This window comes from Bradyrhizobium sp. SZCCHNR1093 (assembly GCF_032381175.1).
Classification (GTDB): domain Bacteria; phylum Pseudomonadota; class Alphaproteobacteria; order Rhizobiales; family Xanthobacteraceae; genus Bradyrhizobium.
In genome coordinates this window covers 130,698-157,645 of record NZ_JAUHJJ010000012.1, presented here as the reverse complement: position 1 = coordinate 157,645, position 26,948 = coordinate 130,698, and the positions used below count along the sequence as shown (strand labels likewise).

The following is a 26,948-nucleotide window of genomic DNA, read 5'->3' as shown; positions in this document are numbered from 1 at the left end:
CGCCGCTGGCGATGCACCGGCCGCTGGCAGCAGCGCCGGACCGACGGCCGAAGACGCAACGCGAGACAAAGGCGAACCCGCGACATGAGCACGACTGCCCTCGACAACCACACCCAGTTTCAATCCATCGTCGGCCAGATCCGGACGCTCGCCTACAAATACATCGAGGACAAGGACTTCGTCAGCGCCCAGCTCGCGTTCCAGAAGCTGCTCGAGCTCGACCCCAAGGACATCAACGCGCGCTTCATCTATGCGCAGCTGATCGACGACGGCTCGCACAAGAAGCGCGCCGAGGCGCGCGACATGATGCTGGCGATCCTCGACGAGCATCCGGAGATCTTCGACGAGCCGAGCGAGGGCAACCTGCACCTGATCCGCAGCGCGGCCGTGCGCTGCAGCCATGTCGGGCCGTTCACCCGCTCGATGGAGCTGTTCCGCAAGCTCGCCCACGCCTCCAACCAGGCGGCCGATTATTTCTCGCTCAGCGAGATCCTGACCCAGGGCAACGAATTCGAGGAAGCGGTCGCCGCGCTGGAGAAGGCGATCAAGCTCAACCCGGCCTATGACAACCCGATCAACCGCGAGACGCTGGAGCTCGCGCGGTCGAACGCCAAGAAGGGCAAGGCCAAGGAGGCCAAGGGCCGCGCCAAGGTCGGACGCTACCCGGAGACCAAGGACTTCCTCGGCGACCTGCAGACGCTGATCACCAACCACATCGCGGTGAACCTCGCCGCCGCGCCGAAATTCCTCGACAAGAGCACGCGCTTCTTCACCATGGGCTCGTGCTTCGCGCGCAACCTCTCCAAGAGCCTCACCGACAGCGGCTATTCCAGCCACCACATGGAGATCTCGGAGTACATCAACACGACCTTCGCCAACCGCGTGTTCGTCGACTGGCTGCGCGACGCCGAGATCGATCCGGAGATCCGCGAGCGCATCGTCGAGCTGCTGCCGCCGGGATCGAGCAAGGAGAACACGCTGGCCGTCATCAAGCAGGCCGATGTCTTCATCCTGACGCTCGGCGTCGCCGCGGCGTTCTTCGACCGCGAGACCGGCGCCTTCGTGCTGCCGCGGCCGACCGCGCTGAACTCGCGGGCGCTGGCGGAGAAGTACAAGTTCCGCACCGCCAGCGTGCAGGAGAACGTCGACAACGTGCTCTATCTGATCGAGTTCATCCGCAGCATCCGGCCAGGCATCAAGGTGATCGTCACCGTGTCGCCGGTGCCGCTGCTGACCTCGTTCGAATATGAATCGGTGGTGCAGGCCGACTGCCTGTCGAAGAGCACGATGCGGCTGGTCGCGCACGAGGTCGTCAACAACTCGAACCTCGAGGACATCTGGTACTGGCCGTCGTTCGAGGTGTTCCGCTGGGCCGGCTCCAACGCCTCCAGCTTCTTCGCCGCCGACGACGGCGCCGCCTGGCACGTCTCGGAGGACAAGGTGTCCGCGGCGGTGCGCGCCTTCGTGCAGACCTTCTCGCCGGCCTGAGCGCGCGAACGGCGGCCTCAGGGCAGCCGCTTCTTCCAGAGTCGGATGACCAGGATGCCGGCCTGGGCATAGCCCGGCGGCGAACTCTCAGGTCCGAACGGCGTCTTCGAATACAGCGAGCTCGAGACCAGGAAGCCGCCGACATAGGGCTCAGGCAGGCCCGACAGCGCCAGGAAGCAGCGGTGCGTGAGCAGGCCGTCCTCCGGCAGATTGCCGCGCACCAGCCGGCAATCGCCGATGCCGGTGAATGCGATGCCGTTGAGCTGGCCCTCGGCGTAGGTGCCGAGCAGGGTCGGATCCATCGCCTGACCGATGCAGACCCGCATCTCGCCGATGCTCTTGTCGCCGGTGTCGGTCATGCGGCCGTCAGCCGGCCGGACCCCGACGGAACGGATCGAGAGCTGATCCTCCAGCGCCGGCGCGAAGCCGGTCTTGGTCGGCGCGCAGAAATCCGACGGCACGACGCGGCCCTGGCGCACGCTCCGCGCGATATAGATCTCCTCGACGCTGTTGTCGCCGGACTGCGCCCGGCCCTGCCCGCTGGCGGCCAGCAACGTCACGGCCGCCATGAACATCGCAACGATCACCCGGCCCATGCGCGCATCCTTCCTCCGAATCGATCGCCCTGACTATCGGATTCGGCGAATCTTCTGAACCAGCACCAATGAACAGGACATATACATACAATCATACCTCAATCTTGAGATCGCCCTGGCCCCCATGAAGCACCGCGTCGTGACGGTCATTTGGTAGCAAAAGTCAGGTAAGCAGGACTGCCGCGGGCGCCACCGCGCAAATGCTGCAGTCGGTCGCTTGTCCGGCTGGGCTCGTCCCGAGTTCCCGCGTCCTGAACGGAAGTCGCCGCGGCGGCGAAAAGGGTTCGAGAAAAATGGTGCGCCGGTCCGCAATGACATGTGCCGAGATCCCGGCTCCATTCGCGCTTGCAGGGCCGAGCGTGACCGCGGTCACATCGGACGGTCGCGCCGGCGTCTAAACCTCCTCTCAGTCAACGAGGGGAGCCTTCACGATGCGCAAGATAATCCTGATCGGAGCCATGATGCTCGCGTCCGCCGCGGCCGCACAGGCCGAGGGAACGCGCAGCCTGTCGATGACGTCGAGCGATGCCGCCGCTCCGGCACCGCGCCCGAGCTATGTCCAGCAGGCCGGCGAGGTCACCGTCACGCCGGCGCCGGTGCCAGCAGCCGCGGTCCAGGTCCAGCCGATTGCGCAACCGGTTGCGCCTGCGGCTCCCGCGGCTCCGGTCGCCGCAACAACTCCACCACAGCCCGCCGTCGCCGCTGCGACGCCGGCGCCCGAGCCGACCCGCTCGGTGCAGAAATCATCGCGGCGGTCGAAATCGGCGCGCTCCGACCGGACGCGCCGCGAGAGCTGGACTGAAGCCCGGATCGTCCGCGAGCTGCATCGCCACGGCATCTATTGGTGAGCGGCCGGCGACAGGCGACAAACGAAGAAGGCCGGGCGAATGCCCGGCCTTTCGCGCGAGGAGACCCTGCAGCGGAGCATCACTGCGAGATGGTCTGGATCACGCTCGAGATCGGCCGCGCATTGGTCATTGTCGTCGGCAGCTTCGGATCCTGGCCGATCATCGCGTCATATTCCGGCAGCGTGTCGAGCGTGCCCTTCGGCTTCATCGCAACCACCTTGTAGCCGCCGGCCTTGAGCCGCCGCAGCAGGGTCGGCAGCGCCAGCGCAGTGTTCTTCTGGAAGTCGTGCATCAGGATGATGCCCTTGCCCTTCTTGTCGAGCCCGGTCATCACGGTGTTGACGACCTGGTCGGCATCCTTGGAGCGGAAGTCGAAGCTGTCGACGTCGCAGGAGAACATCGCGACATTGCGGCTTCCGAGATAGGCCACGGCAGAGGGCCGGTGCTGCAGTTGCGGGAAGCGGAAGAACGGCGCCGGGTTGGTGCCGAGCGCGAACTTGACCGCGCTGAAGCCCTTCTCGAGCTCCTCCTTCGCCGTCTCGTCGGTCATCTTCTTGCCGTTCAGATTGGCGTGCGACCAGGTATGAACGCCGACGACATGCCCGGCGGCCAGCACCTGGCGCAGGATCTCCGGATGATAGGTCGCATGCTTGCCGATCGTGAAGAAGATGCCGGTGGTGCATTCGTCGGCCAGCGCCTTCAGCACCGCCGGCGTGTTGACCGGCCACGGGCCGTCGTCGAAGGTCAGCACCACCTCGTGGTCGGCGAGGAAGTCGAACTGCTTGAAATGGTCGAGGCCGAAACCGGGGCCGCCGGTGGTGTCGACCATGACGGTGCGGGAGATGCCGAGCGCGTCCGGATTGGCGCAGGTCGATTTGGGCTGCACGGGCGCCGGCGCGCTTGCCGCCATGCGCGTGGAAATCGTGCCGGTCATCTCGACATCGTCCTTGGCGCCGGCCTTGGCGGCGACTCGCGCCGGAGGCGGCGGCGACGGCTCGGACGGCCTCGCCGCTGCGCTCTGCGCGGCGGCCTTGGCGGCGCTGGGCTTCGATACGTAGTACCAGACACCGGTGATCGCCAACGCCGCGACGACGGTGGCCAGCAGCAAGCCTAACGCATTACGCATGGTTACTCTTCCCGAAAGCGCGAGACACTCGATGGCGGACGCAACGCTGTCCGCCTCCTTCAATTAGCTTCCATTAGTGCCAACGATTCCTTAACGCGGTGCCAACACGACCAGGATCGGGCAAGATTTCCAGAATGATGCCGGCGCCGAAGCGGCAGTTCACCGGAGCGACGTGTCGCCGCGGCCATCGGCCTGCCGGAACTGCCGACCAGGTTTGGATCTGGCGTGACCCGCATCACGGTTGCTAGAGAGCGATCAGGCCATGATGGGCGCATTGAAACACGCGGCTCCGCAAACATGCGGCGCCAATGGGAGCCAGCCATGACGACGTCCACCAATGTTCTGCGAAAGGCCGTTCTGACCGCCATCAGCGTCGCCGCCGTCTCGGCCTTCACCTCGACTGCGAGCTTCGCCTTCAGCGCCGAAGCGCAGCAGATGTGCACCGGCGACGCCTTCCGCCTGTGCAGCAGCGAGATCCCGAACATCCCGGCGATCACCGCCTGCATGATCAAGAACCGCTCGTCGCTCAGCTCCGGCTGCCGCGCCGTGCTCGACAAGGAGGTCTCCCGGCGCAGCGGCAAGGTCGCCGAGGTCAACGACGCCAATTGAGGAACCGCTCTTGGCTCCCCTGCGCGCCCCGGCTGCGACCGCGGCGCTTGCGACGGCCGGTTGTGACCACTAAAAGCGCCGCCAACCTTTCAATGCCGGGAGCGAGGCGCCAGTCATGAACAAAATCCTAACGATCATTCCTCTGGTTCTGATGGCGGCGGCGGCCTCAGCCCAGCAGCAGCCCGGCCAGGATGCCTGCGCGCGCGACGTCTCGCGGCATTGCCGGGCGGTGATGAACAACGGCGATCAGGCGGTGCTGGCCTGTCTCAAGGAGCATCGGGCCAAGCTGTCGAAGGCTTGCGAAAAGGTGCTGACCGAGCACGGGCAGTAAGGTCCGTCCCGCAGCACGGACAGCAATTTTCGCGAACTGGTGCGGCCCGCCCGAAGGCGGTCGGAAGCGTCTGACTACGCGAGCCGGAACTGCTTGCGCAGGGTCTTGTCGAATAGTCCGGCGGTTGCGAATCGGCGCAGCAGACTGACCATGCGCGCCGCATTGCCTGCGGTGTAGCGCCGGCGCGGGACCCGATCGCTCGCCGCCTTGATGATCACCTTCACGACGACATCCGGCAGGTCGGCCTTGGGCATGACATCCCGCAGCAGCGCCGCGACAGCCATGCGCGCCTGATCGTATTCGGCTTTCTGCTGGTCGGGCTCCATGCCGTTCTGATCGAAAACGGTGCGGACATAGGCCGGTTCGATGACGGAAACGCGGACATTGAAGGCCCGGACCTCGTGGTCGAGCGATTCCGAATAGCCCTCGATCGCATGCTTGGCGGCCGAGTAATGCGCCGAGTACGGCGCCGGGATGACCCCGAGGATGGAGCCGATGTTGAGAATGCGGCCGCCGCCCTGGCGTTTCATCACCGGCAGCACCGCATTCGTCATCCGCATCACGCCGAAGACATTGACGTCGAAGAGCGCCTGCGATTGCGGGATCGAGGATTCCTCGGCGCCGCCGAACATGCCGATGCCGGCGTTGTTGACGAGGAGGTCGATCTTCCCCTCCCTCAAGACGACGTCTGCGATCAGCGCAGAAACCGACGCCTCGTCGGTGACGTCGCAGGCCAGCATCGTGACGCCCTGGGGGCCGTCATTGGCGATCTTCCGGCTTGTTCCGAACACCGTGAAACCCGCGCGGGCTAGACCTTCGGCGGCAGCGTAGCCGATGCCGGAGGATGCCCCGGTCACGATTGCAGTTCTTACGGCGGCCATGTGTTTTCCTCACGTAATCTCGGACTTCGCGTCAGAGACGGGTTGCATTATGATCGTTTAGTGATATTATGATCATAATGCAATAGAGATGCGGACGAAGGCGTCATGCGATACGAAAAGGGCCGAAAGGACACGTCGCGCCGCAGGATCATGGACGTCGCTGTCGAGCGCTTCCGCACGGATGGAATTGCGGGCTCAGGTCTGGCGACGATCATGAAGGATGCCGGCCTGACGAACGGCGCCTTCTATCCGCACTTCCCTTCGAAGGCCGATCTCGTCCGCGAGACGATCTCCGACTCCCTCGGCAGGCAGGCCGTATGGCTGCGCGAGGTGCTGGACGAAGGGGGACTCGATCGCTTGATCGACATCTATCTTTCCCCCGAACACCGGGACCATCCGGGGCAGGGCTGCGCCTCCGCGGCACTGTTACCGGAGCTTGCGCGGCAGCCGGAAGAGACGCGCGGCATGTATGCCCAACAGTCTCGCGCCCTTGTGCTGCTTCTCGCGGAAGCACTTCCGGCCCATGTCGAAGCGAGGGAAGATGTGGCATGCGCGATCTTTGCGACCCTGATCGGGACGCTCCAACTGGCACGCGCAGTCGACGAAGAGGCGTCGAGTGGCATCCTGCGGAGCGGAAAACTCGCGATCCGCACCTTGGCTGGCCTTCGCGCGCATCAGCTTCCTAAGCCTGAATGAACCCCCGATGCGCGCGTCGTGTGCGTTCGGATGACGTCACGCGCGGCGCCATCAGCCTCGACCACACCTGAATTTGTGCAGATCGCACGGCGGAAGCGACACATTGCCAGGCAAGGACCACAGACAGGAGAGTCCCAGTGAAAGCCTACGCCGTCGAGAAGTACCAGAAGAAGGGCCCGCTACGCCTCGTCGAGCGGCCCGATCCGCAGGTCCAGAGCGCCGACGTCCTCATTCGCGTTCATGCCTCGGCCGTGAACCTGATCGACTCGAAGGTCAGGGACGGCGAGTTCAAGATCTTCCTGCCCTACCGTCCGCCCTTCGTGCTCGGTCACGACGTCGCCGGGACCGTCGTCAAGGTCGGCGATGGGGTCAGCCGCTTCAGGGTCGGCGACGAGATCTATGCCCGGCCAAGAGATCACCGCATTGGCACCTTCGCGGAATTCATCGCCATCCACCAAGACGATGTCGCACTCAAGCCCCGCACACTGACGATGGAAGAGGCGTCGTCCGTGCCGCTGGTCGCGCTGACGGCGTGGCAGGCTCTGGTCGATGTCGCGAAGGTGAAGCCGGGCGAGAAGGTCTTCATCCAGGCTGGCTCCGGCGGCGTCGGTACGATCGCGATCCAGCTTGCCAAACATCTGGGGGCGACGGTCGCGACGACGACGAGTGCGAAGAACGCCGCCCTCGTCAACAGCCTCGGCGCCGATGTCGTGATCGACTACACGACCCAGGACTTCGAAAAAGTTCTCTCGGGCTACGACGTCGTGCTGCACAGCCAGGATCCGAAGACGCTTGCGAAATCGCTGAACGTCCTGAAGCAGGGCGGCCGCCTCGTCTCGATTTCGGGGCCGCCCGATCCGGCCTTTGCCACGGCTCTCGGGCTGAACGCCGTTCTGAAGCTTGTTATCCGGCTGTTGAGCCGCAGCGTGCGCAAGAGGGCAAAGAGCCTCGGCGTTGACTATTCCTTCCTGTTCATGCGCGCCGATGGCCGGCAACTCGCGCAGATCGCCGGGTTGATCGATGGCGGCGCGATTCGCCCCGTCGTCGACAAGATATTCCCCTTCACCCAGACGCCCGAGGCGCTCGCCTATGTCGAGACCGGCCGTGCAAAGGGCAAGGTCGTGATCAAGGTGCAGTAGCGGGTTTCTTGATTGCAGCTGACAGCGATCCTGAAGCGGACATAGCTCGCGAAGGCTACGCTTGCCCCCGCCGTTCTAGGGCCCGCTGCGGGCCGCTGACGCAACGGCCGGTGCCTGCTCGGCGGTGCGGTCGATATCCTCCTTGGCCCGGACCGAGCCGAACGGGCGTTCCAGCATGCGGCGGATGCGCACCGGGTCGGTGCCGATGTGGAAGTCGATCGCGCGCTTGTGCAGCTCGCGCTCGGCGCGGGTCGAGCGGTTGCGCTGACGCAGATAGTCGATCCAGGTCGGGCAGTGATAGCGCTCTGTCCATAATTCGGGATCGGCGATGTCGCGGGCGATCGACCAGCCATAGGCGCCGTTGCGCTGGCGGCTGAGCTGCACGTCCTGCATCAGGTCGTGGAAGGCGCGGGCATTGTCCTCGGCGACGCGGTACTCGATCTCGACCACCAGCGGCCCCGAGCGCGGCGTCAGCTCGAGCTGCACCTCCGGATCGGCCAAGGTCTCGCCGTCCTCGTTGCGGGCCCCGATCGGCGGCATCCGCAGCCACAGGCCGAGCAGCGGCGACACCATCATCAGCGCTCCCGACACCAGCAGCGCGACCTCGACGCCGGCGGCGTCGGTCAGGCGGCCCCAGCCCCAGCTGCCGATCGCGATGCCGCCGGAGATCGCCGCCTGAAAGGCCGCCAGCGCGCGGCCCGCGACCCAGCGGGGCGCCGAAAGCTGCACGCCGATGTTGAACAGCGCCACCGCCAGCATCCACACCGCACCGGCGATGACGAGCGCCGCCGCCGTCAGCACCGGCGTGGTGCTGAGTGCGACGGCGGCGGTGGCCGCACCCAAGGTCAGCGCGCAGGTGCGGATCGCGGCCTCACCGGACAGCCGTTTCCTGATCTCTCCGATGTTGAGCGCGCCGACCACCGCGCCCATGCCGAAGGCGCCGAGCATGATGCCGTAGGTCTGCGCGCCGCCATGCAGCAGGTCGCGCGCCACCAGCGGCATCAGCGCCGAGATCGAGCCGCCGATGATGCCGGTGACCAGCGTGCGGATCAGCACGATCCGGATCGACGGCGAATGCACGATGTAGCGGACGCCAGAGACGATGGCGCGGTTGAGCGGCTCGCGCGGCAGGCGGCTCGGTTCGACCACGCGCCGCCACAGGAACAGCGCGGCCAGCAGCGGCAGATACAGCAGCGCATTCGCCGCAAAGGCTGCGACCGCGCCGGCAGCGGCGACCACCACGCCGCCGATGGCCGGGCCGAAGCTGCGGGCGATGTTGTAGCTGATGCCGTTCAGCGCGACCGCCGCCGGCAGCGTCTCTGGCGGCACCTGCTCGCTGACCGAGGATTGCCACGCCGGCCCCATCAGCGCCATGCCGCTGCCGATCACGAAGCACAGCGCCAGCAGCCGCTCTGGGGTCTCACGAGGCCGAGCCAGGCCAGCACGGTCAGGGTGGCGGCGCCGCCCAGGGCCACCGCAAGCGCAACCAGCGCGACGATGCGCCGATCATACATGTCGGCGATGGCACCGGCCGGCATCGAGATGAACATGACCGGCAGCATCAAGGCGGTCTGCACCAGCGCCACCTTGTCGGCCGACGACGTCATCTGCGTCATCGCCCAGGCGGCGCCCACGGCCTGGATCAGGAGGCCCAGATTCGACAGCAGGCTCGCCAGCCAGATGCGGCGGAACACCGCGTGCCGGAGCGGCGCGGCGATGCCCTCGGCCGCAAACAGCTCACGTTTCTGCGGCGCATTCATGCTGTTCCGTCCACGTCGTCCGTCCGCATTGAACTATCGCTTGATTCCGCCCGGACGTATGTGATGCCTGCGAATGTCCGCCGCTGTCCAGTGCTCGCTATCCAGGCTCGCATCATGGACCGCGGCCAACGAACACAAAATGAATGAGACGAAAGGGAGACCGCCGATGAAGCTGACGCGCCGCACCATTCTGCAGACCATGGGAACCCTGCCCCTGCTCACCAGCGGTCTGACCTTACCTGCACATACGCAAACGGCGGCGGCGACCACATCGGCAGGCGAGATTCCCCCGATCCTGTTCGTGCATGGCAATGGCGACCACGCGGCGCTCTGGCTGACGACGCTGTGGCGGATGGAATCCAACGGCGTGCCGCGAACGCGCCTTGCCGCGCTCAACTTCACCGACCCGCTGGCGCGCAATGACGACGCCGTGGCGCAGCCGGGTCGCTCGTCGACCGACGACCAGCGGCGCGAACTTGCCGAAGCGATCAAGGCGCTCAAGGAGCGCACCGGTGCAGCACGGATCGCGCTAGTCGGCAGCTCGCGCGGCGGCAACGCGATCCGCAATGTGGTGAAGAACGGCGGCGGCGGCGATATCAGCCATGCCGTACTGTGCGGCACGCCCAATCATGGCGTGTTCGACTGGGAGGACAGTCCCGGCAGCGAGTTCAACGGCCGCGGCCCGTTCCTGCGCGGACTGAATGCCGGTGACAGCGAGGTGACCGAGGGCACCGCCTTCCTCACGCTGCGCAGCGACGGCCTCGACAAATATGCGCAGGCCGATGGCCGCCTGGTCGGCAAGCCTGGTGTGCCGACCGGGATCACGGCCGAAGGGCCGGCGTTGAAGGGCGCGACCAATCTCGTGATCGGCGCGCTCGACCATCGCGAGGTCGCATTCCACCCGCGCGCGTTCCGCGAGATCTACAAATTCATCGCCGGCCGTGAGCCGACGCAGATCGCGATCCAGCCCGAGCAGCAGGTGCGGATCAGCGGCCTGGTGACGGGAACGCCGGGCGGCGCGCCGACCAATCGCCCAGTCGCGGGCGCAAGCGTGGAGGTCTATCGCGTCTCGAGCGAGACCGGCGCACGCAACGGCGAGCCTGTCTATCGCGGCCAGACCGGCGCCGACGGACGCTGGGGTCCCGCGGAGGTCGATCCGACATCCTATCTCGAGATCGTGCTGACCTCGCCGGGCGCGCCGATCACGCACTTCTACCGTTCGCCGTTCCCGCGTTCGTCCGACGTCGTGCATCTGCGCGCGGCGCGGCCGCTCGGCCAGGCCGATGCCGGCGCCGGAGCGATTCTCATCATGATCAGGCCGCGCGGCTATTTCGGCCTGCCCCGCGACATCGTGCTGCTCGACGGCAAGGAACCCGGGGACGTACAGAAGGGAATACCGACCGATGCAGCGACGACATTGCGGCTGCCAGCGGGCGACGTCGGGCGCAGCGTCATCGGACTGTTCAACGAGGAACGCATCGCCGCCCGTCTTTGGCCAGCATCGGAGAGCAGGATTGCGATGATCGAGCTGACTAATTAGTTGCTGGAGTATGATGGTACATCACAGCCTCGGAGAGCGCTGAATCGCGCTCTCCCACGCATGTTGCAAGCGAGGTGACCGAATTACCTCTGGCAGGAAACCGCCGTTCCGCGGCCGGCCGGTTCGTCCTACAGCAGCCGGCGCTCGGCATGCCGCCGTGCAGCCGGTCCGCCGTCCCCCGCTCACGACAGCGTCGAGAGGCAGTGAATGAGTACCGCCGAAGTCCACTACCTGCCGCAGGCACGCCTGCCACTGGTTCCTCCAACGCCGCCGCGGGCGCCGGACAGCATGGGCGCGCTGCGCCGCGTGCTGATGATGGGCGACAACGCGATCGCGACCTGGAGCCAGCGCGCCTATGAGGACGACATCATCCGCGGCCGCTTCTTCGGCAGCTCCAGCTACATTCTCAATACGCCTGATACCATCAAGCATGTGCTGGTCGACAATTGGGAGAACTACGTCCGCACCGTCGGCGCCATCCGCGTGCTGCGTCCAGTGCTCGGCGAGGGGCTGCTGATCGCCGAAGGCAAGGCGTGGAAGCACCAGCGCCGCACCTTGGCGCCGGCTTTCACGCCGCGCGCCGTTTCCGGCCTCGTTCCGCACATGGTCGCGGTGACCGACGAGACCGTTGTCCGGCTGAGAGAGCAATGCGGTCAGCCGCTCGACCTGCGCGAGATCATGCAGCGCATGACGCTCGACATCGCCGGCCGCACGATGTTCTCGTTCGAGATGGGCCGGCACGGCGCCACCCTGCGCGATTTCGTCTACGAGTATGGCGCGCGGCTGGCCAGCCCGCATCTGCTCGACATCGTGTTGCCGCTGTCCTGGCCGACGCCGCGCGACTTCGCGCGCCGACGCTTCCGCAAGCGCTGGACCGCCTTCGTCGCCATGCTGATGGCCGAGCGGCGCGCGGCCGGCAAGCTGGAGGATGCGCCGCCGCGCGACCTGTTCGACCTGATGGGCGCGGCACGCGATCCGGAAACGGGCGCTGCGTTCACCGATGCGCAGCTCGCCGACGAGGTCGCGACCATGATCCTCGCCGGGCACGAGACGACCGCGACGGCGCTGTTCTGGGCGCTGTATCTCATCGCGCTCGACCCAGCCAATCAGGACAGGCTGGCGCAGGAGGCGCGCGCCGCGACGGATCTGAGCAATCCGGATCAGTTGCCATTCACACGCGCGGTGATCGACGAAACGCTGCGGCTTTATCCGCCCGCCTTCCTGATTGCGCGCGCCGCAAGCGGGCCGGACCGTATCGCCGAGTTCCAGGTGAAGCGCGGCGACGTCGTGCTGATCTCGCCCTGGCTGCTGCACCGGCACGAGAGGCTGTGGCAAACGCCCAACGCCTTCATACCGGATCGCTTCATGCCGGGCGCGCCGCCGCCGGAGCGCTTTGCCTATCTGCCGTTCGGAGCGGGCGCGCGGGTCTGCATCGGGGCTCATTTCGCCCTGACCGAGGCGGTGCTGGCGCTGGCACGGCTGGTGGCGGCCTTCGACATCGAAATGCTCGACGCCGCACCCGTGATGCCGGTCGGCGTGGTCACGACCCAGCCGGATCGCTCGCCGCTGTTCAAGCTCACGCCCAGGGCGGGCGTCTGATCCCGGCGGCGGCCGGGCCATCGCTTCGTCTCTTGCTTGTGGGTTTGCTAGGCACCATCTTAACACGCCATGAGCGACATCCAGGCCCAGCTTTCGGTTCTGAAGCAGACCGCCGATCCGGCCGTTGCGGACGCGATCACACGGTTGATTGAGGCGGGTGAAGATCACGAACTCAACCGTATCAATGCCCTGGAGTTCTCGGCGCGCGCCGGTCTCGATGAGGAACGGGTTATTTCCGGGTTCCTGCATGCTGCACGGATCGGCTTGTTCGATCTGACCTGGAACGTGCTCTGTCCTGGCTGCAGCGGCGTGCTGGATGCGCACGCCACGCTGAAATCTCTCCGCCATGACGATTACCATTGCGGACTATGCGCTTGCGGCTACGAGCCTTCCATCGACGAGCAGGTCGAAGTTGCTTTCACCGTGAGCTCCAAGGTCAGGAGCATCGCCGCTCACGATCCGAACACGCTGCCGCTCTGGGAGTATTACAAGCAGGTCTTCTGGAGTTCCGGGATCGACCTCGACCGGGAGTCTTTTGCCTCGCTCAGCGAAGAAGTGACGCTTGATGCGCTCGAGCTGCCAGCCGGTGAGAAGGCCGTGCTCTCACTGCAGCTCCCATCCGATTTCATCATCATCTTCGAACCGGTGACGCATTCTGCGCATTTCATCGACGTTCAGGGCGAGCCCACCAGGGAGCGCCAGCAGCTCGGACTGCTATTCAACAGGGCGCATCCTCCGACCGGATCGATCACGTTGCGTCCAGGCCCGCTGCGACTGGCGCTCGACAATCAGGCCGGCGTACGGACGCTGCCGACCGTCTTCGTTGCCGGCGATGCGCTCCACCGTCTCCTCGGCAAGCGCCGGCCTTTCCTGACCGCCAAGCGCATATTGTCCAACCAGACCTTTCGCGACGTGTTCAAGGCGGACAATCTCAACATCGACCAGCGGCTGAAGATCACCTCTCTCACCTTCCTGTTCACCGACCTCAAAAGCTCGACGGCGCTGTATGAGCGCGTCGGCGATCTCGCGGCCTTCGACCTGGTGCGCGCGCATTTCCGCGCGCTGCTGGAGATCATCAATGCCGAGAAGGGCGCGGTGGTGAAGACCATCGGCGATGCCGTGATGGCGACCTTCATCCAGCCCGAGCATGCGCTGTCCGCGGGCCTGCGCATGCGCGCGGCGATGCAGCGGCTCAATGCCGAGCGCGGAACCGAGGATCTCGTGGTCAAGATCGGCATCCACGAGGGGCCGTGCCTCGCGGTGATGTTGAACGACCGCCAGGACTATTTCGGCCAGACCGTCAACATCGCGTCGCGCGTGCAGAGCCTGTCGACCGCGCAGGAGATCCATCTCACCGCGCCCGTGATCGAGAGCCCCGGCGTTGCCGACATCCTGCGGAGCGCGAAGATCGCGCCCATCCAGAAGCACGCCGCGCTGCGCGGCATCGCCGACCGCATGATGGTGTACGAAATACCCTGAGGCTTACCGAAATGTCATGCAGTCCAAAGGTCGCAGCGGATTGTCGGCGCAGCGTGGCATTTGCATATAATGAGCATTCGCCGGCCGGTTTGCGATCCGCTACGTATCTTACAGCGAAGGATTCCATGCTCGAAGGACTGCGCCAATTCATCGCTGACGTCGTTTCGCCGCAGCAGACCCCGGCGTTCGACGACAATGGCTATCAGCTCGCGGCGACGGCCCTGCTGATCCACGTCATCTCGCTGGACGGCGAGCCGAGCCAGATCGAGCGTCGCAAGCTGCACGGCCTGATCGAGCGGCGCTTCGGGCTCGATCCCGGCAGCGCCGACCGGCTGATCGCGCAAGCCATGCTGGCGGAGGGCGACGCGGTCGATCTCTATCGCTTCACCAGCGTCATCATGCGCGAGGTCGACGAAGCCGGCCGCCTGCGCATCGTCGAGATGATGTGGGAGCTGGTCTACGCCGACGGCAAGGTGACCGAATTCGAGGACAATGTGGTCTGGCGCGCCTCGGAGCTGCTCGGCGTCTCCACGCATGACCGCCTCGACCTCAAGCACCGGGTGGCGGCGCGCAAGTCCGGCGCCCCGGCTTGAACCGCGTCGCTCCGGGTGGAACCGACTTCATGCGGAGATGAACAAACTTTAATTTTGTTCCGGACACCCCCGTTCATGTAAATCCATGTGAATCTGAGGCTATTGCCGCAATCCAGCGCAAGGCCATGCATCGCGGTGTCTTGCATGTTCCCGTCCCACTATGCTCTCGTCCGCCGCAATTGGATGATGTGCAAATTGTGATCGAAGAGCAGGGATCGTGGGTGAACGTGTCACGCTCGTAACGGGTGCCTCTGCCGGAATCGGCAGCGAATTGGCGCGCGTGTTTGCCGCGAACGGGCACCGGCTCGTATTGACGGCCCGGCGCGAAGACCGGCTCGAGGCGCTGGCGCAGGAGATCGCCGCCAAGGGCGGCCCGGCGCCGCTGGTGATCCCCTGTGACCTCACCTCCCCCGACGCCGGCGCGACCATCGAGGCTGCGCTGTCGGCTGCCGGCCTGGAGCTGCAATATCTCGTCAACAACGCCGGCTTCGGCCTGTTCGGCAAGGCGGTGCAGCTCGACCGCACCGAGCAGCTCGACATGATCTCGGTGAACGTCCGCGCCCTGACCGAGCTGTCGCTGCGCTTTTCCGACCAGTTGATCCGCAACAAGGGCGGCATCCTCAATCTGGGATCGGTGGCCGGGTTCCTGCCGGGGCCTGGCATGGCGGTCTATTACGCCTCGAAGGCCTATGTGATCTCGTTCACCGAGGCGCTGCGCAAGGAGCTGGCGCCGCATGGCGTCCGGGTCACGGTGCTGTGTCCCGGTCCGGTGCCGTCGGAATTCCAAGACCGCGCCGGCTTCAAGCCGGGCGTGGATTCGGTGATCCTCAACGTCTCGCCCAAGGCCGTGGCGGAAGCCGGCTATCGCGGCCTGATGGCCGACAAGCGCGTGGTGCTGCCCGGGCTCGGCATCAAGATCGTGCCGTTCATGCTGCGCTGGTTCCCGCGCGGCTTCATCCTCGCCGCGGTCGGCCGGCTGCAGCTGAAGCGGACCTGATCGCGCTGGCCCGGCGCTTGCTTTGCAATGTGCGCTCGCTCACGCGCCGTTAACCTTTGCTTAGCTATGATCGCCAGGTGATGCTCAGGCAAGACCCTTCGCTCCATCCGAACGGGACCCAGGCGGACGTTCGGCATCTCTACTCGAAGCTGGCCCCGGCGGCTGCGCCGCAGCGGCCCGTCCTCATCATCCTGCATCAGGAAACATCGAGCCCTGGCCGCGTGGGCAACGCCCTGCGCGCCCGCGGCTATCCGCTCGACCTCCGCCGGCCGCGGTTCGGTGATCCGCTGCCGGAGACGCTCGATGGGCATGCGGGTGCCGTTATTTTCGGCGGTCCGATGAGCGCGAACGATCCGGACGACTTCGTCCGCCGCGAGATCGACTGGATCGAGGTGCCGCTGCGGGAGCAGCGTCCCTTTCTCGGGATCTGCCTGGGCGCGCAGATGCTGGCGATCCAGCTCGGCGCGCCGGTTACGCCGCATCCAGAGGGGCGCGCCGAGATCGGCTATTATCCGATCCGCCCGACCCGGGCCGGGCGCAGGCTTTGCCCGCATTGGCCTGATCACGTCTATCACTGGCACCGCGAGGGCTTCGATCTGCCTGATGGCGCCGATCTGCTCGCCGAGGGCGGCGACTTTCCGGTGCAGGCCTATCAATACCAGAACGCCACCGGGCTGCAGTTCCACCCCGACGTGACCTACGCGATGATGTGCCGCTGGACCACCCGCGGTCATGCCCGGCTGGACACCCCCGGCGCCCGTCTGCGCCACCATCATTTCGAGGGTCGCGCCGTGCATGATGCCGCCGAGCGGGCCTGGCTGGCACATTTTCTGGATGGCTGGCTGGCGCGCGAGCCGGTGGCGGCGATGGCCGAGGCGGCGGAGTAGGACGGGCGTCCTGATCAATCGATTGGCTTGGAATGTTCAGACTTCAGCCCGGCTTCGCCAAGAGGCTACGCCGGGCACCACGCTTCGCCTTTCAGGCATTGCGTGGCTGCGCCACGCGTAGCCTGAAAGGCGAAGCGTGGTGGAGCCAGGCGGGATCGAACCGCCGACCTCGTCATTGCGAACGACGCGCTCTCCCAGCTGAGCTATGGCCCCGTAACACGACCGCTTTGATGTTGGGAACAGGCGGCCGGCAGATCGGGCGCCATTTACAGTCGGTGCCCTGGTCAAGTCAAGAACGGTCACATCGCCTGTTAGCCTTGACGGGCACCTTCCCTTGTTTGCGCGGGAGGGAACAGATATCTAACCGGGTGATATCTCGTTCCAGGAACCCCGGATGATACGCCTCTTAGACTTCGTTGACTGGCTTCTCGGCCTCTACGTGTTCATCCTGGTCGTTGCGGCAATCATGTCCTGGCTGGTCGCGTTCAGCGTCATCAACGTCCGGAACGACTTGGTCCGACAGGTGCTTTACACGCTTGATGCTCTGACAGAGCCCGCGCTCCGACAGATTCGGCGCTTCGTGCCTCCTGCCGGAGCGTTGGACCTTTCGTTTCTCGTTCTCTTCATCCTCATCCAGTTCATCCGGTTCGTGATCATCCCGGCGCTTCAGGGTCTGTTTGTCTAGCGCCTGCACGCACTGACGTAGACGCGCGGGATTCAAGGGTGCTGCTTGCGTCAACTCAGGTCTGCTGCTGATTCGGATCGAGGGTCCCTATCGATGGTCCCTTGGCGATGTTCGAAGGGCGGCGTCACCCTCGCATTGCGGGTGACCCCACGCGGCGGCCGGGACGCCGTCGATGGGGTCGAGACGCTGTCCGACGGCCGCAATGTGCTGAAGGTCCGGGTGCGCGCGATCGCCGATGGCGGCGAGGCGAATCGCGCCGTGACCGAGCTGCTGGCCAAGGCGATCGGCGTCACCAAGGCCTCGGTGCGAATCACCTCTGGCGCGACGTCACGGCTGAAACAGGTCGCCATCGACGGCGATCCGTCGGCGCTCGATCAGGCCTTGCGCGACCTCACCGCAGCCCATAAGCCGACCCGGAAACAACGAGAATAGACGCAAGAAGCGCGAGCCGAGGCCTTTCGGCTTCGCAAGCGGCGATCTTCACCCTCCCCTGGAGGGGGAGGGTCGCCTCACGGTGAGCGAAGCGAGCGTGAGGCGGGGTGGGGTGATCTCTCCACCGGCACCGGCATCCGTGGCTTCACCCCACCCCGCTCGCCCGCTTCGCGTGCGATCGACCCTCCCCCTCCAGGGGAGGGTGGGTGCACGCGGCCAGCATCTTGCTCGATGAACAGCCTTTGAACCGAGGATAGAGCAAAATGACCGCGCGCATCATCGACGGAAAGATCATTGCAGCCGACCTGCGCGCGCAGGTCGCCCGTGAGGTCGAGCGGGTCAAGCGCGACCATGGCCTGACACCCGGCCTCGCCGTCGTGCTGGTCGGCAACGATCCGGCGTCCGAGGTCTATGTCCGCAGCAAGCACACCCAGACCCAGGCCGCCGGCATGGCCTCGTTCGAGCACAAGCTGCCGGCCGACGTTTCGCAGGACGAGCTGCTGGCCTTGATCGGCAAGCTCAACCGCGATCCCGCCGTGCACGGCATCCTGGTGCAACTGCCGCTGCCGAAGGGGCTGGAGACCGAGGCCGTCATCAACGCCATCGATCCGGCCAAGGACGTCGACGGTCTGCATCCGCACAATGCCGGCCGTCTCGCCGGCGGCCAGCCGGCGCTGGCGCCGTGCACGCCGCTCGGCTGCATCATCCTCAGCAAGACCGTGCACGGCTCGCTGGAGGGCATGAACGCGATCGTGATCGGCCGCTCCAACCTGGTCGGCCGTCCGCTGGTGCAGCTGCTCCTCAACGAGAACGCCACGGTGACGATCGCGCATTCGCGCTCGCGCGACCTGCCGGCGCTCACTGCGCGCGCCGATCTGGTCTATGCCGCCGTCGGGCGCCCGGAGATGGTGAAACGCGACTGGATCAAGCCCGGCGCGACCGTGATCGACGTCGGCATCAACCGTATCCCAACAGCTGACGGCAAGACGAAGCTGGTCGGCGACGTCGCCTATGCAGAAGTGGCGGAGGTCGCCGGCGCGATCACGCCGGTGCCCGGCGGCGTCGGCCAGATGACGGTCGCGTGCCTCTTGGTCAACACACTGCGCGCCGCCTGCGCCATTGCCGGGCTGCCGAAGCCGGCGGTGTAACCACCTGCGTCATTCCGGGTTCAGCCGCTGCGCGGCTGCCCCGGAATGACGTCAATTGTTTTCACTTCTTCGCGGCCTTGGCGCGCGCGATGCCCTCGGCGATCAGCTGGTGGGCGTCGTCGGCATTGCCCCAACGTAGCACCTTCACCCACTTGCCGGGCTCGAGATCCTTGTAGTGCTCGTAGAAGTGCTGGATCTGCTGCAGCGTAATGTCCGGCAGGTCCGAATAGGTGCGGACCTTGTCGTAGCGCTGGGTCAGCTTCGAGGACGGCACCGCGATGATCTTCTCATCGCCGCCAGCCTCGTCCTCCATCAGCAGCACGCCGACCGGGCGCACGCTCATGACCGCGCCGGGCACGATCGCGCGGGTGTTGGCCACCAGCACGTCGCAGGGATCGCCGTCGTTGGACAGCGTGTGCGGGATGAAGCCGTAATTGCCGGGGTAGCGCATCGCCGTATAGAGGAAGCGGTCGACGAACAGCGTGCCGGCTTCCTTGTCGAGCTCGTACTTGATCGGCTCGCCGCCGACCGGCACTTCGATGACGACGTTGACCTCGCGCGGCGGATCTTTCCCGATCGGGATGGCGTCGATGCGCATGGATGCTCCGTAGAACTTGAACGTTTCAGGGTCGGACGCCCGTGGAATGAGCGCGGGCATTCGCAGTCGCAAAAAAATCGCGGCTGCGCAACAGCTACCTCAGGCCAACACTTTCAGTTCAATTCGAGGGCGCGTTAACGCCTAACGCGCACAGAGCACAGCCGGTCCAGGCTCAGTTGGTCCAGGCAAAGGCGACCTTGTCGAGCGACTTCGGCCCGAAGCGCTCCGACGACCGCGCGACCATGCGGCCGCCCAATGCGCGGTAGAACTCGGTGGCGGGATCGTTGTCGGACAACGCCCACACCACCATGCTCTTCAGGCCGCTCTGCGCGAGGTCGCGCTTGGCGGACTGAAAGAGCCGGCGACCGAACCCCAGCCCCTGAAATTCCGGTCGCAGATAAAGCTCGTAGACTTCTCCGTCAAAATGCAGGCTGCGGGCGCGATTGCGGCCGTAATTCGCATAGCCTGCGACCTTGTCGTTGAACACCAGCACGCTGACGCGGCTGCCTTTGCGGATCGCGCTGTCCCACCATTGGGGGCCGCGCCGGTTGATCAGCTTCTCCAGCTCTGCGCCAGGGATGATCCCCTGGTAGGCGGAACGCCAGGCTTCATCATGGGCTGACGCCACCGCAGCCGCATCTGCAGCCTTGGCCGGACGGACTTCGATCAGGGTTGTGCTCATGACGAGATCAAAGCAAGTCGGCGGTCCGCCTTCAAGGTGCCACGTTAAAGATCGGTTAACCTGTGGACTTTCGGCATCACCGTGGCGGAAAGCTGTGCCGAAAAGGGACAATTTCGCAACATTGTCGGGCGCCGGTGGTGTCCTGTCACCGCTGTTTCATACGTCGCGGGAAAAACTGCATCTGACCGGCCGCGGCGTGGGCTAGTGTGGCGCAAGCTCAACATCTTCTCGTTCGGCTGAATGGTGCTGCTTCGCTGCGTCTCATGGTTGCTCGCACTGCTCGTCCTGTCGGCAGCCGACGCAACGGCACAGCCGTTCGGTCCCGCGTCGCCCGAAGCCGAGCCGGCGCGCCGGCAGCAATGGCTGATACCGTCCATCAAGACCGAAATTCCCGCGCATGCGATCCTCTATCGGCCTGCCGGCCACGGGCCGTTTCCGCTGGCCGTGATCGCGCATGCCTCGACGCAGAATCCGCTGTGGCGGGCACAGCTGCCGCAGCCCACCTACACGGCGCTGGCGCGTCTCCTGGTGGGGCGGGGCTATGCCGTGCTGGTCCCGGAGCGGCTCGGGCACGGCCGCACGGGCGGTCCCTACGTCGAAGACCAGGGCGGCTGCGCCGACGCGGACTACGAGAGAGCAGGACGCGCGACGGCGGCGCAGATTTTGCGCGCGCTCGCGGACATGCGCGAGCAGCCGTTCGCCGCGAAGGGCGGCGCCGTCATCATCGGCCATTCGGCCGGCGGCTGGGGCGCGCTGGCACTCGCCGATCAGCCGCCGCAGATCGTCTCAGCAATCGTCGTGTTCGCGCCCGGCCGTGGCGGGCATGCCGACGACGTGCCCGGGCGTGTCTGTGCAGAGGCGCGCCTGCTTGATACGGCCCGCGCATTCGGACGCGGCGCGCGCGCGCCGGTCACGTGGCTGGTTGCGGCCAATGACAGCTACTTTCCACCACCGCTTTCGCGTCGGCTTGCGGATGCCTTCACGTCGGCTGGAGGCCAGGCGGGCTTCAACCTGTTGCCACCTTCCGGCGAGGAGGGGCATTGGATGATCGAGCACGACGACGGCGTGGCACTGGCGGCGGATTTGCTGTCGAGGGCGCTGACAACGACACGTCGATCGACGCATCCGGTGCCGCCGAACTAGCAGGACACGATGACGCTGTATTTCCTGGTCAAATATCTGCACGTGCTCGGCGCCATCGTCATTCTCGGCACCGGCACGGGGATCGCATTCTTCATGCTGATGGCGCATCTGAGTGGCGAGGCCGCGTTCATCGCTCGCACCGCCGGCGTGGTCGTGATCGCCGACATGCTCTTCACATTGTCCGCGGTGTTGCTGCAGCCGGTCACGGGCGGCACGCTGATGTGGCTGTCGTCGACCGCTGTGACTGACGGCTGGCTGCTCACCTCGCTCGCGCTCTACGCGGTCGCCGGGCTGTTCTGGGTGCCGGTGATCTTCATGCAGATCGAGCTGCGCGACCTGGCGCGCCTCGCGGACGTCGGCGCCGAGGAGCTGCCGCCGCGCTACTTCATCGTCTTCCGCCGCTGGTTCCTGTGTGGCATCCCCGGTTTCGGCGCGGTCATGGCCATTCTCTGGCTGATGATCGCAAAGCCGTTCTGACGAGACGCGCATGATCACGTCGACCAACCCCCGCATCCTTGTGCTTGGCGCTTCCGGCCTGATCGGGCGCTTCATCACCGACGATCTGCGCCAGCGTGGCTGTGCGACGGTCGGTGTGGCGCGCGCGTTCTCGCCATCACAACGCGTGTCACCGTTCGACATCGAGCTGCCGATCATGGCGCTCGATGCGCCGGCTCTGGCGAGTCTGATCCGCGCTCACGAGATCGATGTCGTCGTCAACTGCCTCGGCGTGCTGCAGGATGGCCCGGGCAGCGACACTACGGCCGTGCATCGTGAGTTCGTCGCGCGCGTGCTCGCAGCGATCACGGCCTGCGGCCGTCGCATGCGCTTCATCCACATCTCGATCCCCGGCACGGCCGATGAGGATCGCACCGCCTTCGCGACCACCAAGCGTGAGGCGGAGCAGTTGATTGCATCCTCAGACATTCCCTACGCCATCCTGCGCCCGGGCTTCGTGATCGCGCCATCGGCCTATGGCGGCAGCGCGATGGTCCGCGCGCTGGCAGCGCTTCCGGTCGACCTGCCGGCGAAGGTTGCGGCGACACCGTTCCAGCCGGTGGCGGTCGCGGACATCGCCGCGACCATCGCCTGGCTCGCGATGCGGCCGATCGATGACGAGGCGACGCGCGCGGTGAGCTGGGACCTGATGCAGCCCGAGGCGGCGACGCTTGGCGACGTGCTCGGTGCGTTTCGGCGCAGTTTCGGCACAATGGATTGGCCACGCGTTGCCGTGCCCGCGCCGCTGATCAATCTCGGCGCTTTCGCCGGTGACCTCTGCAGCCGGCTCGGCTGGATGCCGCCGATGCGCACCACGGCGATCGCCGAATTGCGCAGGGGCGTACGTGGCGATCCGGACCCGTGGATCGCGGCAACCGTCATTACCCCGACGACGCTGGACGACGCCGTGGGCACGCATGGCGCCACCATTCAGGACAAATGGTTCGCACGCCTGTTCCTGATCAAGGCGCTGATCATTGCCGGCTTGGTGTTGTTCTGGGTCGCGTCCGGCAGCATCGCACTGTTGGTCTCGTTCCCCGCGACCACGGCGATCCTGACCACGCGCGGCTGGCCCGACTGGTTCGCCGTCCCGTTTGCGGCGATCACCAGCATGGTGGACATCTCGGTCGGCGTATTGATCGCGTTCCGCAGAACCGCAGCATTCGGGCTCGCCGCCGGCATCCTCGTCTCGCTCGGCTACATGCTCGGCTGCGCGATCCTCACGCCCGACCTCTGGCTCGAGCCGCTCGGAGCGCTGGTGAAGACGGGACCAGCGATCGTGCTGATGCTGGTCGCGCTGCTCATGATGGACAATCGATGATGACCCACTGGCCCGACGACGACGTGATCCTCTACGACGGCGTCTGCGTGTTCTGCTCCCGCTGGGTGCAGTTCGTGATCGCGCGCGACACCGCAAAGCGCTTCCGCTTCACGCCGATCCAGTCGCCTTACGGCACCCGGTTGGCGCAGGCCTTCGGCATCGATCCCCAGGAGCCCGACACCAATGCGGTGGTGCATGGCGGCAAGGCGCATCTGAAATCCGATGCTGCGCTGACCGTATTGTCGAGCCTGCCGGGCTGGGGCTGGACGCGCGCGCTGCGCGCCATCCCGAAGCCGCTGCGCGATGCGGTCTACAGCCTGGTCGCGCGCAACCGCTACCGCATCTTCGGCAAATACGAATCCTGCTTCGTGCCCGATGCCGAGCTCCGGAGGCGGGTGCTGGAGTCGTGATCCGATCCGCGGGTGAGACGCGGGAGCGAGCCAGGAATTGATCGATTTGATCGAATGATATATACGATATAATCTGTTGGATCGATTGATAGCAGCATGAAATTCTCCTCTCCAGACCCTGTTTGGGAGAGTTTTCCATGGCTGCCCCGTCGCATGATCTGATCGCCGATGCGCCCGTTGCCATTCATCATCGACCTGCCCACGCGCCTGCGACGCCGGGGGCACCGACGCTGCTGCCCGGGCTCGCGCTGTCCGCGGCGCTCGCGGCCGGCGCCTTCGGGCTGCGCCTGGTGCCGGGCCTCGGCCTGTTCAGCCCGATGATCCTCGCGATCGTGGCAGGGATGGCACTGCATAACGTCATCGGCACGCCGGCGCGAGCCAAGCCCGGCGTCGCCTTCTCGATGCGCCGCGCGCTGCGGCTGGCGATCATCCTGCTCGGCCTGCAACTGACGGCCGCCCAGATCATCGAGGTCGGCGCGCGTGGTCTCGCCGTGATCGCGCTGAGCCTCACCGGCACCTTCGTGTTCACGGTGTGGATGGGACGGCTGCTCGGCATCGATCGCAAGCTGGCGGAGCTGATCGCCGCGGGCACCTCGATCTGCGGCGCATCGGCCGTGATCGCGACCAACACGGTCACGCGCGCCCATGACGAGGACGTCGCCTATGCGGTGGCCTGCGTCACGGTGTTCGGCTCGATCGCAATGTTCATCTATCCGCTGCTTCCGGCGCTGCTGCATCTCGACGCGCACGCCTTCGGCCTGTGGAGCGGCGCCTCCATTCACGAGATCGCCCAGGTGGTCGCGGCCGCGTTTCAGCAGGGCCAGCAGGCCGGCGAGTTCGGCACCATCGCCAAGCTGGCCCGCGTGATGCTGCTGGCGCCGGTCGTGCTCACGCTCGGCCTGCTGGCAACGCGGCGTGCGCGCCATGGCGGCGAGACCCGGAGCAATGCGCAGCCGCCGCTACCCTGGTTCGTATTCGGCTTCATTGCGCTGGTCGGCCTCAACAGCGTGATCAGCATACCCGCCGAGATGAAGACGGTGATCGTGACGGCGACCACGTTCCTGCTGTCGATGGCGCTGGCCGCGATGGGACTGGAAACGGATTTCGCCAAGCTCAAGGCAAAGGGCCTGCGGCCGCTGGCGCTGGGCCTGCTCGCCTTCCTGTTCATCGCAGGCTTGAGCCTGGCCCTGGTGAAGCTGACCACATAGGACGCACGTGACGCTCGAACAGCTCAGGATCTTCGTGGCGGTCGCGACCCGCGAGCACGTCACGCAGGCGGCCCACGACCTCAATTTGACCCAGTCGGCGACATCGGCGGCTGTGGCCGCGCTCGAAGCCCGCTACGAGACCAAGCTGTTCGATCGCGTCGGACGCCGCATCGTGCTCACGGCGACCGGGAAGGCGTTTCTCGTCGAAGCAAAGGCGGTGCTGGCGCGCGCGGCCGCCGCCGAGACCGTGCTGAACGATCTCGCCGGCCTGAAACGGGGGCAGCTGGCGCTGGCGGCCAGCCAGACCATCGCGGGCTATTGGCTGCCGGCCTTCATTCACCGCTTCAATGCCGCGCATCCAGCGATCAAGCTGCAGCTATCGATCGGCAATACCGAGCAGGTTGCGACCCAGGTCCGCGAGGGCTCTGCCGATCTCGGCTTCGTCGAGGGCGATGTCGACGATCCCGTGCTCACGGCCCAGCCGGTCGCGGAGGACGACATGGTGCTGGTCGGCCCGATCGATCATCCGCTGTGCCGCGGCAGGTCGGTGACAACCAGCGACCTGAGGACGGCACGCTGGGTGTTGCGCGAGCAGGGCTCCGGCACGCGCGCCGCGCTCGAAACAGCGCTGGGCCGCTTCGGAATCACCCCGGCCGAGCTCGATGTGGTGTTCGACCTGCCGTCCAACGAGGCCGTGCGCGGCGCCGTTGAAGCCGGCGCCGGCGTCACGGTGCTGTCGCGCCTGGTGGCAATGCGCGCCGTCAAGGCGGGGCTGCTCGCCGTCGCCAACATCGAGCTGCCCAAGCGGCACTTCTACAGCCTGCGCCACAAAGAGCATCATCAGACGCAGGCCGCACGGGAGTTTCTGCGGATGGTGGGGGAGACGCATTGATTGGGGCAGGTCATCCCGAGCGCAGCGAAAGCGATCCAGAAATCCCACCGCGGTGACAGTCTGGAGTGCCTCGCTGTGCTCGCAACGACGGTGGATGTGCTAGCGCCTGGTTACTGACGCCAGAGCTTCCCGCGCCGCGCGCTCGCCGCTGTCGCGCGCGCCATGGGCGGTCGAGAAGAAATCCACGGGCGTCGCCTCGCCGGCGAAGAACAGCCGATCATCAACCGGCGCGGCCAGCACGGCGCGCTTGTCGGCATGTCCGGGCAGTGCATGCGAATAGGCGCCGCGCGCGAACGGGTCGGCGCCCCAGCGGGACTCGGCGAGCGGACGGAGGCTCTTGCGGATGTCGTTGCCGAGCAGGGCCGCGATGTCGTCGATCGCCTGCGCCGCCAAGGCCCCCTCGCCCGCCACTTCGATCTCGCGAGCGAAGCTGCCGCCATAAAAACCTTCGATGCAGGGCTGGCCGAACGGGCGCAGCTGGAAGCTGCCGACCCGCGCGGTGTGGCTTCGGCCGCGCATGCCCGAATCCCTCGGCAGGTGCTCCCAGCCGTCGAGCGCCAGCGTCACCTTGTTGTCGAGACCGAGCGGCAGGCCAGCGGCGGCTTCGACCTTGCTCGGCAGGGCCGGCGAAAAGCGGAGCGCTTCGTCGACGATGAGACTGGTCGGCACGGTCACGATGACCTTGTCGGCCGTCACCGTGCCCCGCGAGGTCGTCAAGCGAATGCGCCTGTCGCCGTGATCGATCAGGGTCACGTTGCAGTTCAAGGCGATCGGCAGGCCCCCGCCATAGGCGGCGACCAGCGCGCCATAGCCGTGGCGAACGCGCCAGTTCAGCTCGGTGTCCTCATAGGCTTCGAAGTCGAGCAGCGACATCTGGTCGAGCTCGCAGCCGTTGAGATAGGTGCAGATCGCATCGATCATGCCGTTCCAGCGATTGCCGGGCTCCAGGCAGATGCTCGCCGGGGCATCGCGGCCACTCTTGGCGGCCTCTGCGGTGCGCGTGAAGAACGCCTCCAGCGCCCGCAAGAACTCCTCGCGCTCGTGGCGCGGAAATGCCGCGTCATAGGCCTGGTCGCGCCAGGGCGGCCGGCTGGTGTCGATCGTGAAAGCAAGCCGCTCGGCGATGCCGACGAAGGAGTTGCGATCAGCCGAATGCAGCCAGCCGCAGCCGAGATCGAAGGTGACATCAGGCGAAGCCATGATGGTGTGAGCACGGCCGCCGATGCGGTCGAGGGCCTCCAGGACGATGAACGAGACGCCCTTGTCCTGCAGCGCATGTGCGGCGCCGAGGCCCGCGGCACCCGCGCCGATGATGGCGATGTCGATGGAGGATGGGAAAGACATTGGCTCATCCAACTCCGTCGT

General features: G+C 66.1%; 27 protein-coding genes, 1 tRNA gene and 1 pseudogene. 21 read left to right on the top strand and 8 right to left on the bottom strand.

The features are described from left to right. The first annotated feature begins 84 nt into the window (after positions 1 to 84). Positions 85 to 1,488, top strand: a complete 1,404-nt coding sequence (locus tag QX070_RS28600) for a GSCFA domain-containing protein (protein ID WP_315740490.1) — start codon at positions 85 to 87, stop codon at positions 1,486 to 1,488. Positions 1,489 to 1,505: 17 nt separating this feature from the next. Here the strand turns inward: QX070_RS28600 and QX070_RS28595 are convergent, their stop codons facing one another. Continuing rightward, positions 1,506 to 2,084, bottom strand: a complete 579-nt coding sequence (locus tag QX070_RS28595; protein ID WP_315740489.1) for a hypothetical protein — start codon at positions 2,082 to 2,084, stop codon at positions 1,506 to 1,508. A 431-nt stretch (positions 2,085 to 2,515) separates the two neighbouring features. Here QX070_RS28595 and QX070_RS28590 point away from each other — a divergent pair, with 431 nt between their 5' ends. Beyond that, positions 2,516 to 2,932 carry a hypothetical protein gene (locus QX070_RS28590; RefSeq protein ID WP_315740488.1) on the top strand — a complete coding sequence of 139 codons (417 nt, stop codon included), beginning with the start codon at positions 2,516 to 2,518 and terminating at the stop codon, positions 2,930 to 2,932. A 79-nt stretch (positions 2,933 to 3,011) separates the two neighbouring features. On the opposite strand, the gene QX070_RS28585 is transcribed toward QX070_RS28590, so the two are convergent. Further along, positions 3,012 to 4,058: a polysaccharide deacetylase family protein gene (locus QX070_RS28585; protein WP_315740487.1), complete on the bottom strand. Its 1,047-nt coding sequence runs from the start codon at positions 4,056 to 4,058 to the stop codon at positions 3,012 to 3,014. Between the two features lie 321 nt (positions 4,059 to 4,379). Here QX070_RS28585 and QX070_RS28580 point away from each other — a divergent pair, with 321 nt between their 5' ends. Together QX070_RS28580 and QX070_RS28575 are read left to right on the top strand one after the other, a co-directional pair. Continuing rightward, positions 4,380 to 4,667 carry a hypothetical protein gene (locus QX070_RS28580; protein ID WP_315740486.1) on the top strand — a complete coding sequence of 96 codons (288 nt, stop codon included), beginning with the start codon at positions 4,380 to 4,382 and terminating at the stop codon, positions 4,665 to 4,667. 115 nt (positions 4,668 to 4,782) lie between these two features. Beyond that, complete coding sequence (locus tag QX070_RS28575) at positions 4,783 to 4,998, top strand: hypothetical protein (RefSeq protein ID WP_315740485.1); 216 nt, start codon at positions 4,783 to 4,785, stop codon at positions 4,996 to 4,998. Positions 4,999 to 5,072: 74 nt separating this feature from the next. On the opposite strand, the gene QX070_RS28570 is transcribed toward QX070_RS28575, so the two are convergent. Beyond that, positions 5,073 to 5,879, bottom strand: coding sequence for an oxidoreductase (locus QX070_RS28570; RefSeq protein ID WP_315740484.1), 807 nt, complete (start codon positions 5,877 to 5,879; stop codon positions 5,073 to 5,075). Positions 5,880 to 5,984: 105 nt separating this feature from the next. On the opposite strand from QX070_RS28570, the gene QX070_RS28565 reads away from it, so the two are divergent. Beyond that, positions 5,985 to 6,575, top strand: a complete 591-nt coding sequence (locus QX070_RS28565) for a TetR/AcrR family transcriptional regulator (RefSeq protein ID WP_315740483.1) — start codon at positions 5,985 to 5,987, stop codon at positions 6,573 to 6,575. A 137-nt stretch (positions 6,576 to 6,712) separates the two neighbouring features. Then, positions 6,713 to 7,714, top strand: a complete 1,002-nt coding sequence (locus QX070_RS28560; protein WP_315740482.1) for an NADP-dependent oxidoreductase — start codon at positions 6,713 to 6,715, stop codon at positions 7,712 to 7,714. Positions 7,715 to 7,789: 75 nt separating this feature from the next. On the opposite strand, the pseudogene QX070_RS28555 reads toward QX070_RS28560, so the two are convergent. Beyond that, a pseudogene (locus tag QX070_RS28555) lies at positions 7,790 to 9,474 on the bottom strand (MFS transporter). A 166-nt stretch (positions 9,475 to 9,640) separates the two neighbouring features. On the opposite strand from QX070_RS28555, the gene QX070_RS28550 reads away from it, so the two are divergent. The 6 genes from QX070_RS28550 (at position 9,641) to QX070_RS28525 (ending at position 16,569) form a co-directional block, all read left to right on the top strand. Continuing rightward, entirely contained in the window at positions 9,641 to 11,014 is a 1,374-nt protein-coding gene (locus QX070_RS28550; RefSeq protein WP_315740481.1) for a hydrolase, read from the top strand. Positions 11,015 to 11,221: 207 nt separating this feature from the next. Next, positions 11,222 to 12,613 (top strand): cytochrome P450, encoded by a 1,392-nt coding sequence (locus QX070_RS28545; protein ID WP_315740480.1) that lies wholly within the window; start codon positions 11,222 to 11,224, stop codon positions 12,611 to 12,613. Positions 12,614 to 12,682: 69 nt separating this feature from the next. Beyond that, positions 12,683 to 14,092 carry an adenylate/guanylate cyclase domain-containing protein gene (locus QX070_RS28540; RefSeq protein ID WP_315740479.1) on the top strand — a complete coding sequence of 470 codons (1,410 nt, stop codon included), beginning with the start codon at positions 12,683 to 12,685 and terminating at the stop codon, positions 14,090 to 14,092. 125 nt (positions 14,093 to 14,217) lie between these two features. Beyond that, positions 14,218 to 14,685 carry a TerB family tellurite resistance protein gene (locus QX070_RS28535; RefSeq protein ID WP_315740478.1) on the top strand — a complete coding sequence of 156 codons (468 nt, stop codon included), beginning with the start codon at positions 14,218 to 14,220 and terminating at the stop codon, positions 14,683 to 14,685. Positions 14,686 to 14,902: 217 nt separating this feature from the next. Beyond that, a complete protein-coding gene (locus QX070_RS28530; protein ID WP_315740477.1) occupies positions 14,903 to 15,682 on the top strand; it encodes an SDR family oxidoreductase in 780 nt (259 codons plus the stop codon). Between the two features lie 80 nt (positions 15,683 to 15,762). Continuing rightward, positions 15,763 to 16,569: a glutamine amidotransferase gene (locus QX070_RS28525; RefSeq protein ID WP_315740476.1), complete on the top strand. Its 807-nt coding sequence runs from the start codon at positions 15,763 to 15,765 to the stop codon at positions 16,567 to 16,569. Positions 16,570 to 16,706: 137 nt separating this feature from the next. Here the strand turns inward: QX070_RS28525 and QX070_RS28520 are convergent. Then, positions 16,707 to 16,782, bottom strand: a tRNA-Ala gene (locus QX070_RS28520). A gap of 181 nt (positions 16,783 to 16,963) precedes the next feature. Here QX070_RS28520 and QX070_RS28515 point away from each other — a divergent pair. The 3 genes from QX070_RS28515 (at position 16,964) to folD (ending at position 18,834) form a co-directional block, all read left to right on the top strand. Beyond that, positions 16,964 to 17,254 carry a YggT family protein gene (locus QX070_RS28515; protein ID WP_315740475.1) on the top strand — a complete coding sequence of 97 codons (291 nt, stop codon included), beginning with the start codon at positions 16,964 to 16,966 and terminating at the stop codon, positions 17,252 to 17,254. A gap of 93 nt (positions 17,255 to 17,347) precedes the next feature. Beyond that, entirely contained in the window at positions 17,348 to 17,686 is a 339-nt protein-coding gene (locus QX070_RS28510) for a DUF167 domain-containing protein (protein ID WP_315740474.1), read from the top strand. A 263-nt stretch (positions 17,687 to 17,949) separates the two neighbouring features. Continuing rightward, complete coding sequence (gene folD, locus QX070_RS28505; protein ID WP_315740473.1) at positions 17,950 to 18,834, top strand: bifunctional methylenetetrahydrofolate dehydrogenase/methenyltetrahydrofolate cyclohydrolase FolD; 885 nt, start codon at positions 17,950 to 17,952, stop codon at positions 18,832 to 18,834. A gap of 61 nt (positions 18,835 to 18,895) precedes the next feature. On the opposite strand, the gene ppa is transcribed toward folD, so the two are convergent. Further along, positions 18,896 to 19,432, bottom strand: coding sequence for an inorganic diphosphatase (gene ppa, locus QX070_RS28500; RefSeq protein WP_011923519.1), 537 nt, complete (start codon positions 19,430 to 19,432; stop codon positions 18,896 to 18,898). Positions 19,433 to 19,604: 172 nt separating this feature from the next. Beyond that, positions 19,605 to 20,114, bottom strand: a complete 510-nt coding sequence (locus QX070_RS28495; protein WP_006611902.1) for a GNAT family N-acetyltransferase — start codon at positions 20,112 to 20,114, stop codon at positions 19,605 to 19,607. A gap of 240 nt (positions 20,115 to 20,354) precedes the next feature. On the opposite strand from QX070_RS28495, the gene QX070_RS28490 reads away from it, so the two are divergent. From QX070_RS28490 to QX070_RS28465, 6 genes are all read left to right on the top strand, one after another. Next, a complete protein-coding gene (locus QX070_RS28490; RefSeq protein WP_315740472.1) occupies positions 20,355 to 21,257 on the top strand; it encodes an alpha/beta hydrolase family protein in 903 nt (300 codons plus the stop codon). Between the two features lie 9 nt (positions 21,258 to 21,266). Then, on the top strand, positions 21,267 to 21,734 hold the full coding sequence (locus QX070_RS28485; RefSeq protein WP_315740471.1) for a DUF2269 domain-containing protein: 468 nt from the start codon (positions 21,267 to 21,269) through the stop codon (positions 21,732 to 21,734). A gap of 10 nt (positions 21,735 to 21,744) precedes the next feature. Continuing rightward, entirely contained in the window at positions 21,745 to 23,073 is a 1,329-nt protein-coding gene (locus QX070_RS28480) for an SDR family oxidoreductase (protein ID WP_315740470.1), read from the top strand. After that, entirely contained in the window at positions 23,073 to 23,483 is a 411-nt protein-coding gene (locus QX070_RS28475) for a thiol-disulfide oxidoreductase DCC family protein (protein WP_315740469.1), read from the top strand. The genes QX070_RS28480 and QX070_RS28475 overlap by 1 nt, the downstream gene beginning before the upstream one ends. 137 nt (positions 23,484 to 23,620) lie before the next feature. Continuing rightward, complete coding sequence (locus tag QX070_RS28470; protein WP_409998829.1) at positions 23,621 to 24,691, top strand: YeiH family protein; 1,071 nt, start codon at positions 23,621 to 23,623, stop codon at positions 24,689 to 24,691. Positions 24,692 to 24,698: 7 nt separating this feature from the next. Beyond that, complete coding sequence (locus QX070_RS28465) at positions 24,699 to 25,583, top strand: LysR family transcriptional regulator (protein WP_315740468.1); 885 nt, start codon at positions 24,699 to 24,701, stop codon at positions 25,581 to 25,583. A gap of 99 nt (positions 25,584 to 25,682) precedes the next feature. On the opposite strand, the gene QX070_RS28460 is transcribed toward QX070_RS28465, so the two are convergent. Further along, positions 25,683 to 26,927 (bottom strand): NAD(P)/FAD-dependent oxidoreductase, encoded by a 1,245-nt coding sequence (locus QX070_RS28460; protein ID WP_315740467.1) that lies wholly within the window; start codon positions 26,925 to 26,927, stop codon positions 25,683 to 25,685. Positions 26,928 to 26,948 lie beyond the last annotated feature (21 nt).